Annotated in this window: 12 protein-coding genes; 6 read left to right on the forward strand and 6 right to left on the reverse strand. The window is 66.7% G+C overall.

Going from position 1 to position 11029, the window contains the following annotated elements; genetic code table 11:
- Positions 1–146 precede the first annotated feature (146 nt).
- Positions 147–2066, forward strand: a complete 1920-nt coding sequence (locus tag IPG14_RS08720; protein WP_343391539.1) for a thioredoxin-like domain-containing protein — start codon at positions 147–149, stop codon at positions 2064–2066.
- A 12-nt stretch (positions 2067–2078) separates the two neighbouring features.
- Here the strand turns inward: IPG14_RS08720 and IPG14_RS08725 are convergent, their stop codons facing one another.
- From IPG14_RS08725 to IPG14_RS08740, 4 genes are read right to left on the reverse strand one after another with little or no spacing between them, the layout of a single operon-like run.
- Positions 2079–2906, reverse strand: coding sequence for an MBL fold metallo-hydrolase (locus IPG14_RS08725; protein ID WP_343391540.1), 828 nt, complete (start codon positions 2904–2906; stop codon positions 2079–2081).
- Positions 2903–3562 (reverse strand): hypothetical protein, encoded by a 660-nt coding sequence (locus IPG14_RS08730; RefSeq protein WP_343391541.1) that lies wholly within the window; start codon positions 3560–3562, stop codon positions 2903–2905. The genes IPG14_RS08725 and IPG14_RS08730 overlap by 4 nt, the downstream gene beginning before the upstream one ends.
- Positions 3563–3564: 2 nt before the next feature.
- Positions 3565–3786, reverse strand: a complete 222-nt coding sequence (locus tag IPG14_RS08735; protein WP_343391542.1) for a hypothetical protein — start codon at positions 3784–3786, stop codon at positions 3565–3567.
- Positions 3786–4082 (reverse strand): hypothetical protein, encoded by a 297-nt coding sequence (locus IPG14_RS08740; protein WP_343391543.1) that lies wholly within the window; start codon positions 4080–4082, stop codon positions 3786–3788. Before IPG14_RS08740 ends, IPG14_RS08735 begins: the two co-directional genes overlap by 1 nt.
- Positions 4083–4164: 82 nt before the next feature.
- On the opposite strand from IPG14_RS08740, the gene IPG14_RS08745 reads away from it, so the two are divergent.
- From IPG14_RS08745 to IPG14_RS08765, 5 genes are all read left to right on the forward strand, one after another.
- The gene (locus tag IPG14_RS08745; RefSeq protein ID WP_343391544.1) at positions 4165–4881 is read left to right on the forward strand and encodes a response regulator transcription factor; all 717 of its coding nucleotides are present in this window, start codon (positions 4165–4167) and stop codon (positions 4879–4881) included.
- Complete coding sequence (locus IPG14_RS08750) at positions 4882–6171, forward strand: HAMP domain-containing sensor histidine kinase (RefSeq protein WP_343391545.1); 1290 nt, start codon at positions 4882–4884, stop codon at positions 6169–6171.
- A gap of 121 nt (positions 6172–6292) precedes the next feature.
- Entirely contained in the window at positions 6293–6544 is a 252-nt protein-coding gene (locus IPG14_RS08755; protein ID WP_343383760.1) for an Lrp/AsnC ligand binding domain-containing protein, read from the forward strand.
- Between the two features lie 108 nt (positions 6545–6652).
- Positions 6653–7936: a gephyrin-like molybdotransferase Glp gene (gene glp, locus IPG14_RS08760; protein ID WP_343391546.1), complete on the forward strand. Its 1284-nt coding sequence runs from the start codon at positions 6653–6655 to the stop codon at positions 7934–7936.
- A 112-nt stretch (positions 7937–8048) separates the two neighbouring features.
- A complete protein-coding gene (locus IPG14_RS08765; RefSeq protein ID WP_343391547.1) occupies positions 8049–8966 on the forward strand; it encodes an endonuclease/exonuclease/phosphatase family protein in 918 nt (305 codons plus the stop codon).
- Between the two features lie 4 nt (positions 8967–8970).
- Here IPG14_RS08765 and IPG14_RS08770 read toward each other — a convergent pair whose 3' ends face one another.
- Together IPG14_RS08770 and IPG14_RS08775 are read right to left on the reverse strand one after the other, a co-directional pair.
- Entirely contained in the window at positions 8971–9972 is a 1002-nt protein-coding gene (locus IPG14_RS08770) for a dTDP-glucose 4,6-dehydratase (RefSeq protein WP_343391548.1), read from the reverse strand.
- The gene (locus tag IPG14_RS08775) at positions 9969–11027 is read right to left on the reverse strand and encodes a glucose-1-phosphate thymidylyltransferase (RefSeq protein WP_343391549.1); all 1059 of its coding nucleotides are present in this window, start codon (positions 11025–11027) and stop codon (positions 9969–9971) included. Before IPG14_RS08775 ends, IPG14_RS08770 begins: the two co-directional genes overlap by 4 nt.
- Between the last annotated feature and the right edge of the window lie 2 nt (positions 11028–11029).

The following is an 11029-nucleotide window of genomic DNA, read 5'->3' on the forward strand; positions in this document are numbered from 1 at the left end:
CTGTCACGGTGTCCGACTTCCGGGTGACGCGCCGCACTCTCGCCCTCCGTATCATGGTTGCATGCCTCTTCTTGGTTTGCGCAGTCTCGGCCGCGGCGTGTTTCGGCGATTCGAATGGGTCCGGGTCGCCGGCGGGGGGCGTCGAAGTGGCTGATGAACCCGCCCGCAAGTCATGGGCCGGCAAGGAAACCGCGCCCGCTATCCCGACTGGCGTCACCTGGTTCAACGTCCAGCGCCCGCTCACACTCGAGGAGCTCAAGGGCCGGATCGTGCTCCTGGACTTCTGGACGCTGGGCTGCATCAACTGCCAGCACATTATCCCCGACCTGAAGCGGCTCGAAGCCGAGTTCGGCGATTCACTGGTGGTCATCGGTGTCCACTCGGGCAAGTACGCCACCGAACACGAAGACGACTCCATCCGCGATGCCATCCGCCGCTACGGTCTCGAACATCCGGTGATCAACGACCCCGAGTTCGCCGTCTGGCATGCCTTCGGGGCGAACGCGTGGCCGACACTGGTGCTCATCGACCCGGCCGGGAACCTGGTCGGAGGGCACGCCGGCGAGGGCGTCTACGCGCTCTTCCAGCCCATCCTGAAGTCGCTCCACGAGGAGTTCTCGGCCAGCGGCCTCCTGCGGCCCTTGCCGATCCCGCTGGCCCTCGATTCGGCGCCCGCCGCGGCGGTGCTTTCCTATCCCGGCAAGGCGCTCGCCGATGCTCGCTCGGAGCGGCTCTACGTGGCCGATTCCGGCAACAACCGGGTCATCGTCTCGACCTTGGACGGAGCACTCTTGAAGGCGATTGGCACGGGCAAAGAGGGGTTCGCCGACGGTGCAGCCGAAGAATCCGCCTTTCGCCAGCCGCAGGGCCTCGCGCTCTCAGCGGACGGAAGGACGCTCTTCGTGGCCGACACGCGGAATCACGCCGTCAGGGCAGTCGACACGGCGTCTTTCGAGGTGACGACCATAGCGGGCACCGGCCAGCAGTTGCAGCGTCTGCCGAAGGGGGAAGCAGAGGCGAGGGCAACCGCGCTTGCATCGCCCTGGGACGTGGTCGCCGTGGAGAAGACGCTCTTCATCTCCATGGCAGGGATCCACCAGCTCTGGGCGCTCAACCTGGCAACCGGGACAATCGCGCCGTTTGCCGGCACCAGCCGTGAAGGCATCAACGACGGCAACCGCAGGCTGTTGGCGACGCTCGCCCAGCCTTCTGGGATTACGACTGACGGTGAACTCATCTACTGGGTGGACCCGGAATCGAGTGCGCTGCGCCAGGTCCCCATCGCGGGAGATGGCGATGTTGCCACGCTCGTCGGCACCGGGTTGTTCGACTACGGCGACACCGATGGCGCAGCCGCGCGTGCCGGGCTGCAACACCCGCAAGGCGTCGTTTACGACGATGGAGCGCTCTACATCGCGGACACGTACAACCATCGCCTCCGCGTCTATGACGTCACGGCTCGCCAGGTTGGTACGGCGGCCGGCGGCGAACGCGGCTGGGCAGACGGCGTCGCCGGGACGGCGATGTTCGATGAGCCGGGCGGCCTCTCCGTTGCCAACGGCAAGCTCTACATCGCAGATACGAACAACCACGTCGTCCGCGTCTTCGATCCCGTTACCGGACAGCTCTCGACACTTTCCTTCACGAATGTCGCGGCCGTGACGACGAATGTCCCCGGGCGAATGACGAATGTCGAACTCCCGCCGCTGACGGTGGCTCCGGGCGCATCCAACGTCCAGCTCACCTTCACCACGCCCGCCAGCTTCCACCTCAACGGGTCGGCGCCTTCGAGGGCCGAGCTGACTTCGGGGAACCCTGCTGTGGTGAATCTCGGCGAGAGGTCGCTCAGCTGGAACAGCGACGATGCTTCGATCACGCTCCCCATCCCGGTGATGCTGGCTGAGGGCCAGACGACGGTGTCGGTGAGCGCCTCGGTCTACTACTGCCGCACCGGAGCGGAGGCACTGTGTTTCATCGGGCAGTTCGAACTCAGCATCCCGGTGACCGTCGTCTCCGGCTCGACGAACGGGGAAGTCGTGGTCACCTACGAACTTCCACCGGCCTGAGGCATCGGGATCTCAGAGTTCCAGCGATAGCCCATCCTCGGCGACGATGACTTCGCCGCCGAAGTGGGCGCGGGCCTCGGCTGCGAGGCGCGCGGGCTGCTCGCCCGGGTTGAGATGGGTGAGGAGGAGCCGTTTCACCCCCGACTCCGCCGCCACTTTCGCGACCGTGTCGACGCGTGAGTGAGTTGCGGCAAAGACGCTGAGGATGCGTTCCCGGCGGGTGGCATCGGCTGTCGTGGCAGTCCAGTCGGCCAGGCCTGCCTCAGAGTACGCCTCGTGGATGAGGAGGTCGGCGCCATCGGCGAGGGGAACCATGACGGCGGGCACCACATTCGTGTCGCCGCTGTACGTGATGATGCGGCCCGCGAACGCCAACCGATGTGCCAGTGCGGTGATATCCGGGGCGTGAGGCACCACGGCGCTTCGGACCCCGGCTTCCGGAAGGCGAGTCTCGTCGCCGTCGCCGATTTCGATAACCGGGATCTCGAGCGGGACCCCTTCGTCCTTTCCGGGCCACCCGGAGACGAGCCCGGTCAGTCCGGCGGCGGCTTCCACGTAGGCACGCGTACCGGCCGGCCCGTAGACGCGGGGAACGACGCCGTGTGGCCGCAGGAGGTGCGCGAGCCACTGAGGGAAGCCGTGGATGTGGTCCATGTGCAGGTGGCTCACGACGAGGGCGGAGGCGCTTGGGAACGGGAGGCCGCTCCTCGCGATACCGAGGAGCGACCCGGGCCCGCAGTCGAGGAGGAGGCCTCGCTCGCCGTCATCGAGGAGGTAGCAGGAATTGGCGCGGGTGGCCGTGACCCACCCGGCGCCGGAACCGCAGACGGTTATTCTCACGATTCGGAATATACACGGCGCCCTGCGCCCGTCGTCGCGGGTTTCTTAACGGCGGGCCGCCTGGCCGTGGCGTCTACGATGCGCAACGCAGTGAGTGCCAACACCAGCGCGGCGGAGACGACATAGCTCCAGTAGACCACCGGCGCACCGGTGTCGGTGCCCGCCATCAGGCCATGGACGAGACCCGTGCCCCAGGCAGCGAAAGTCAGGTAGTGGAGCTTTCGCCAGCGTTTCACTCCGATGCGCGACCGAACCCAGAAGCTGGCGGTCGTCAGGCCGGTCAACCAGGCGGCGACCACGCCAATACCGAACGCGAACGTGTTCTCGCTGCTTGTGAATGGCACCAAGAGGTCGACGACCGAGAGCCCCAGGTAGCGGTCAAAGACCAGGCTGCCAATGTGCAGCGCGATGAGCGTGAGCGAGAGTACCGAGAGGAACTGGTGCATCTCGAAGACAAAAGGGCGCGGGAGCATCCCGTCGCCGGCCTTCGTGCTGATGAGCAATCCGAACGCCACCGACGCGGTCAGCGCAGCGAACGATGCAAGGCCCGCCGCCCTCGAGAGCGCCCACGGCAGGTGGCCGAAGTCCACCGAACTCAGGGCCAGGGTCGCGAAGACCGTTGCGGCGAACGTCAGGATGAGCGTGGAACGGGACATGGCTAGGAGCCTCGCGACTTCTTACTGGTGGTGCTGGTCGTGTTCGTCACCCGGTTGCTCGCCGCGTTCGAGTTCGCGGGAACCGGTGCGACCGCAGTCGCGGCCGGTTCCGCGGTGGCGGCGGCATACGGCTCATCCATGAAGTAGGCCGTGCCGCCCACCACTGCCGCCACGGTCAATCCGGCGACGAACCAGCGAGCGTTCTGATATCGCATGGCGGCCATCAGTCGTCATCCTCGTCGTGTTCTTCGTCGTGGTCGTCGTCGTCTTCGTGCTGCTCGCCGCGGTGTTCGCGTTCGTCGCCGTCTTCATGGTCTTCGTCTTCGTACTCGTCGTCGTCTTCGTCCTCATCGCTGAAGACCGCGAGGACGGCGCCCGGCGCATCTGCGAGGCGAACGAGCGCGCTCTCGCCAGAATCTCCCGGACCGCCGGCAAGCGGCCCAACCGGCGCAGCGATGGCCCCGGCCGCCAGCACTCCGGCGAAGACCGTCCCCGTAATCATTGCGACGCGCTTATCCATGCTCGTGTTCCTCCGCAGGTGTTGGATCCCATGCTGGAGGGCGGGACTAAGATGGAGATTGGCCGAAGATAAGAATCCTCACATGCAGCGACTGCCGTCGTTTGCTGTCATCGAGACGCACATGCACATCCTGTTGGTTGAGGACGACGACAGCCTCGCGACGGCGATCAGGCGGATCTTCACCGCCGAAGGCCACGTCGTCGACTGCGTTGCCGATGGCCTCGAGGGTCTGACACAGGCGGGGATGGAGCAGTACGACGTCTTTGTTTTCGATGTCATGCTTCCGTCGCTGGATGGTTTTGAAATCACGCGGAGGATCCGGCGAGACGGCGTGCGCACACCCATCCTGCTGCTCACGGCGCGGGATGCCGTCCGGGACCGGGTAGCCGGGCTCGATGCCGGCGCGGACGACTACCTCGTGAAGCCTTTCGCGCCGCAGGAGCTACTGGCTCGCGTCCGGGCACTCGGGCGGCGGAACTCGCCGGGGTCCCTCGAAGGACAGATCCTCCGCGTCGGTGACCTCGAACTGAACCTGCTCACGCGGGAGGCCGTACGCGGCGGGAAGACGATCGACCTGACCGCCAAGGAGTTTGTGCTCCTGGAAGAGTTGATGCGGCACGCCGGCCAGGTGATGACGCGCACGCGCCTCCTCGACACCGTCTGGAACTACGACGTCCTGACGGACTCCAACGTCGTGGACATGTACATCCACTACCTGCGGACCAAGATCGACAAGGACTTTGAGATGAAGCTGATCCGCACCGTTCGGGGCGCCGGTTACGCGATCCGGGAGGGCTGATTGTTCGGTCGAGCACGGCTGACGTTGACCGCGTGGTATGTCGGGGCGCTCGTCCTTACGGTGGCCAGCATCGGCGCCATCACCTATGGATTGCTGCGCGACGACCTGGAGCGCGAAATCGACCAGAGCCTCCGGGCTGCGGCGCGCGAACTCTCGGCGACGGGGGCTCTCGCACTGCCCGCAGCCACTCCTTCTGCCGGGGCTCCGCCAGCGGACGACGACGAAGATGAGCACGATGAAGACGAGCACGAAACCGATGATGAACGCCTCCGGCTGATCTCGAGCGACGTGTTCTACGCCCTCCTCGACGACGCGGGGGATGTCCTTTCGAACCCCCGGCGCGTGGACCTTCGCGGGATCGACCTCGCCTCGCTGGTCAACAGCGTGGAGGGACCGCGCGACATCCGCGGCGAAGACGAGGACTACCGCATGCTCGTCGTGGACCTCGACGATGGGACATTCCTGGTGACCGGGCGGTCGCTCAGTTCGAAGCAGCACCAGTTGGAAACGCTGACGACGGTGACGATCCTGGGCGGCGGTGTCGCAATCCTCGCGGCGCTCGTCAGTGGCTGGTGGCTCGCGGGCCGGACGCTGGGGCCAATCCGCGCCGTGCTGGAGTCCCAACGCCGCTTTGTCTCCGACGCTTCACACGAGTTGCGCACGCCGCTCGCGATCGCCCGCGCGAACACCTCTCTCCTTCTCGAAGACCCGGAGGCTACGGTGGAATCCCGGCTGGACCAGGCCGAGGCCGTCGCCTCTGAACTTGAGCATCTCGGCGTGCTCGTTGCCGACCTCACGACCCTGGCGCGCGCTGACGAAGGCCGTGGGAACCTGCTCCTGGCGCCGATGGACCTGGGCGCGCTGGCGGATGAGGTGGTGCGAGATATGTCCGCACTGGCCGATGTTCGCGGCACGCGCCTCGAATCCACGATCTCCCCCAGCTCGATGCAGGGCGACACCGTCCGCTTGCGGCAACTCCTGATGATCCTGGTGGACAACGCCCTGAAGTACGCGGCTCCTGGGGGCATCGTCCGCGTTCGCTGCCAGCCGCAAGGCGGCCACGTCGAGCTGGAAGTCTCGGATGACGGTGCGGGGATCTCCGAAGCGGACCAGAAGCACATTTTCGACCGGTTCTACCGTTCCGATAGCGAGCGGACGCGGTCCAAGGGCGGGACCGGGCTCGGCCTGGCGATCGGGAAATGGATCGTCGAGGCGCACGGCGGACGGATCACGGTCGAATCGGCCCCGGGGAAGGGGACGACCTTCCGGGTGCGGCTGGCATCGAAGTAACCACCCGTGCGCCGGGCTATCCGGTTCGGCGCTACCTGCCGCAGACCGGCATCTTCTTGACATGCCGCCTTACCGCACGGAAAGATCAGCCCCCGCGACTCGCGGACTTCAGGAGGCTCCCATGGCCGTTCGAGGCTACGTCCTTATCGAAACCGATGTCGGCAAGGCTAAAGCGGTCAGTTCCGCCATCGCGGAGTTCACCTACCCCGGCGCCCGCGTCGCCGCCGTCGATACCGTGACAGGCCCCTACGACGTGATCGTCCAGCTCGAGGCCGATGACCTCGATAGTCTCGGCAATGCAATCACCGAAGCGGTCCAGAAGGTCTCAGGTGTGCAGCGCACCACCACCTGCCTGGCGGTACGCCTGGCCTGACCGCCGGTTTCTCAGGACCTCTCGCGATGCCGCCCGCCCGGGCGGCATCGCTGTCTCCCGGAGCCTGCGAATCGACAAGCAGCCGCGACGGGGCCGACAATCGATCCCGTGCCCACTCACTCCGAGATGATCAGCGTCGAAGAGGCGCGCGAACGGATCCTCGCGAACTTCCAGCGGCTGCCCGTTGAACGGAAGCCGCTCCTTGCCGCGCTTGGCCAGGTGCTCGCGGAAGATGTCGTTTCGCCGTACGACCTGCCACCCCTGGCGAACACGGGGATGGATGGTTACGCCCTGCGAGCGGCCGATACAGCAGGCGCCAGTGAAGCCGCACCCGTCCGCCTCCGTGTGATCACCAACCTCGCTGCCGGCTATGTCTCGGATGTGCCGATCGGCCCGGGCGAGGCGGCCCGGATCATGACTGGCGCCCCGATCCCCCCGGGCGCCGATGCCGTCGTGCCGTTCGAAGAGACCGACGAAGTGCTGCGGGGCCCGAACGAACAGCCACGGCCCGGCGGAGAAGTCGCTATCTTCAAGGCCGCGAAGCACGGAGCGAACGTACGCGAACGAGGAGGCGATGTGCGGGCCGGCAACCGCGTCATCGAAGCAGGGCGCGTCCTTCGCGCCTCGGAAATCGGCGTCCTCAGTTCCCTCGGCCTCACTGAAGTCGCGGTCTTCCGCCGCCCGGTCGTCGCAATTCTCTCGACAGGCGATGAAGTGACACCGCCCGGAGAGGCGCTCCTCCCCGGGCGGATCTACGATGCTAATTCCGCCGCCGTCGCCGCCCAGGTGGCCAGTTTCGGCGGGGTCCCCAGGGTGCTCGGCATCGCGAAGGACACCATCGAAGACCTGACGAGCAAGCTCCGCGAAGGGCTCGATGCGGACATGTTGGTGACCTCTGCTGGCGTCTCCCGCGGAGATTTCGACGTGGTCAAGGATGTCCTCGCCCGCGAAGGGCAGGTCGACTTCTGGACGGTGCGAATGCGGCCCGGGAAGCCATTGGCCTTCGGCGCGTTCGCAGCGCCCGATGGCCGGCGGATCCCGCACCTGGGGCTCCCGGGTAATCCGGTCAGCTCGATGGTCTCGTTCGAGCTCTTCGGGCGGCCCGCGATCTTCAAGATGCTGGGGAAGCAGGGGTGGGAGCGTCCCTCGGTTCGCGCGATTGTGCGGGAGCGCGTCGTGAATCCGGACCCGCGGCGCTACTTCGCCCGCTGCATCGTCACGCAGGGCGAGGATGGCCGCTGGTATGCCGACCTCAGCGGTCCGCAGGGGAGCAACATCCTCACCGGGATGAGCAGCGCGAACGCTCTGACCGTGATACCGGAGGACGTGACGGTCGTGGAGGCGGGCGAGGAGATCGATGCCATGATGCTGGACTGGCAGCACACACCGTGAACTCCGCGGGAGCGGGCGCCTGATTCGGGGTTTCCTGGGCCGGTGCTTTCCCTGGAAAGCCTCCCGGCGGAGCCGCGCGCTGGACTTCGCGTTCGCCCTTGCTGCCCTCGCGATGACACCACTGTTGGGATTCATCTGCGCGCGCATCCTCAGGCCGGACACGAACCTCCTGCTGATCTGGGCCGACGCCTATACGTTCTGGATCTACCTCCCCGCCTACCCGGTCGCCACTGCTGCTATCGCATGCCGGCGATGGGTCCCGGCGGGTGCCGCGGCCATCGTCGTTGTCTTCCACATCGCCTGGGTGCTCCCGGACTACGGGCCGGCGGAGGCCATTCCCGCGCAGGCCACTGGCGCTCCGCGGCTGCGGCTGATGACTGCGAACGTCTACTTCGACAACCCCGACTTTTCCGGCATCGCCGCTGAAGTCTCCTCGGCCGACCCGGATGTGCTGTTCCTCCAGGAGTACGGACCGGGCATGGAGGCCGCGCTGAACGACGCCGGTCTCCTCGATCGGTACCCGCACCGGGTCCTGGGTCTGGAAAACCCGTACTTCGGCACGGTGCTCTACTCAAAGTTGCCGCTTGAAGACAGCGCTGTGCTGTTTGCCGGCGGACGTCCGTTCATCCGCGCGACGATCCGCATCGACGGCGCGCCCGTCGTCCTTTACGGCTTGCACCCGACGTCGCCAGGCCTCGGGGCGTGGCTCGCCGCCGAGTGGAATGCGGGCTGGAAGACGATCCTGGGTGAGCTTCGGACTGAGAATGGCCCGGTTGTGGTGGCGGGTGACTTCAACATGAACCAGCACCACACCTGGTATCGGAAGCTGAAGGGCCTGGGACTCGACAGCTGCCACGAGGAGCGCGGCCGTGGCAACGAAACGACCTGGCCGCAGGGCCGCAAGCTCCGTCCGATCCGCATCGACCACGTCTTCCACAGCGCCGGGGTGGTTTGTCTCTCCATCCGGGAAGGGCGCGGCGAAGGCAGCGACCACCGGCCGCTCATCGCGGAACCCGCCATCCTTCCCTGACTCGCTACTTGAGGCGTTGGCCGTACTGCTCGCGGAAGTACCCGGCGAAGCGGTCGTCTCCCTCAGCCCGCTCCCGGCCGTGCGCGGTATACCACGCGACGGTCCGCGCAAGTCCGTCCTCGAAGTCGACCTTCGGCGACCAGCCCGTGGCCCGCAGCTTCGACCAGTCGATCGCGTAGCGACGGTCATGCCCGGGCCGGTCGAGCACGGGATGGATCAGGGAGCCCGGCCGCTCGGTCAACTCGCAAATACGCCGGGCTATCTCGATATTGGTCACCCGGTGCCCGGAACCGACGTTGATCTCACGGACATCGGAGGAAGACCCACGGGCGACGAACCGGATGGCCTCCACCAGGTCGTCCACGTACAACCACTCGCGCTGCTGCAGGCCATCGCCGTAGAGCGGCATCGGCTCGCCCGCGAGCGCCCGGATGGTGAAGAGCGGGATGAACTTCTCGACGTGCTGAAGCGGCCCGAACACGTTGCAGCAGCGAAGCACGGTCACGGGCAGGCCGTAGGTTTCGCGGTAGGCCCGGACCATCAGCTCGGCGGCTGCCTTGCTCGCGGAGTACGGCGAAGTGGGCGCAAACGGGGCGTCTTCCGCGGCCTCTTCCGGCTCGGGGAGGGAGCCGAAGACCTCGTCGGTGGACATGTGCAGGAGGGCGGCCCGGCCATCGGCGCGAATCGCCTCCAGCAGGCACACGACGCCTTCGACATCCGTCCGCGCGAAAACTGCCGGGTCGAGGAGCGAGCGGTCGACGTGGGTCTCGGCGGCGAAGTTGAGGACAAGGTCCATCCCCGCCACCAGGTCGCGGACGAGGGTGGCGTCGCAAAGGTCGCCTTCAATGAACCGGTAGTTTGGCTGCCCGGCGAGGCCGGCGACGTTGGCGGGGTTCGCTGCGTAGGTGAGTTTGTCGAGGTTCGTCACCTCCCAGCCGTCGGTGACGAACGCCCGCGCGACGTGGCTGCCGATGAACCCGCAACCGCCGGTGATGAGCGCCTTCACGCCGGGCCTTCGAAGCGGGAGTGGTCGCCGAGAGTGAGGCGGGCCCCGGCCGGGGCACGTTCGACCACCGTGAACCGGCCGATCATCGAGTCCTCCAGCCCGGGGCAAGCCGTGATGGAACTCTCTTCCATGACGATCGAATTGCGAATGGCACTGCCCTCAATGTGAGAGCCGCTGCCGACGGCCACGTAAGGCCCGATCCGGCAGCCCCGAAGTTCGGCGCCGGCGCCGATGGCTACCGGACCGATGAGCTCGCACGCTTCCAGCCGCGCCCCGGAGGCGATGGCCGCCACCCCGCGCTTCGAGCCGCCGATGATATGTGCGGCAGGGTCGGTGGCATCGGCGCAGGTGTCGAGGATGGCCCGGTTCGCGCTGAGCATGTCCTCCATCTTCCCCGTGTCGATCCAGTAGGCGCTGGTCACGGTCGCCTCGACGCCCAGGCCGGCATTAATCAGCCCGTTGATTGCGTCAGCGATTTCGAGTTCGCCGCGCGCGCTGGGTCTCAGCGCGGCGATGACCTCGAAGACCTCCGGCCGGAAGGCGTAGACGCCGATCACGGCGAGGTTCGACGGCGGTTGCGTGGGCTTCTCGACCACTCGCTTGAGGCGTTCGTGTTCGACGACGGCAACCCCGAACGCGCGCGGGTCTTCGACCTCCTTCAGCACAACCGCGCCCTGTGCCGTCGACCCGGCGAAGCGCTCGACGAAGGTGCTGATCCCGCCGAGGAGCACGTTGTCGCCCAGGTAGAGGACGACCGGCTCCGCGCCGGCGAAGTCACGGCATAGTCCGAGCCCATGGGCGATGCCGAGCGGGGTTTCCTGGCGGATGTAGGTGAACTTTGCCCCGAACGCGCTGCCGTCACCCATAGCCGACCTGATCTGCGGCTCCGTATCGCCGACTACGAGGGCGATCTCGGCTATCCCGGCATCCACCAGTTGGCGGACGGGGAAATGGAGGACCGGGATGTTCGCGACGGGGACCAACTGCTTGGCACCCGAGTAGGTGAAGGGCCGCAAGCGGCTGCCCTTGCCTCCGGCCAACACGACGCCCTTCATGG

Source organism: Candidatus Amarobacter glycogenicus, from assembly GCF_016704105.1.
Lineage (GTDB): Bacteria > Chloroflexota > Dehalococcoidia > Tepidiformales > Tepidiformaceae > Amarobacter > Amarobacter glycogenicus.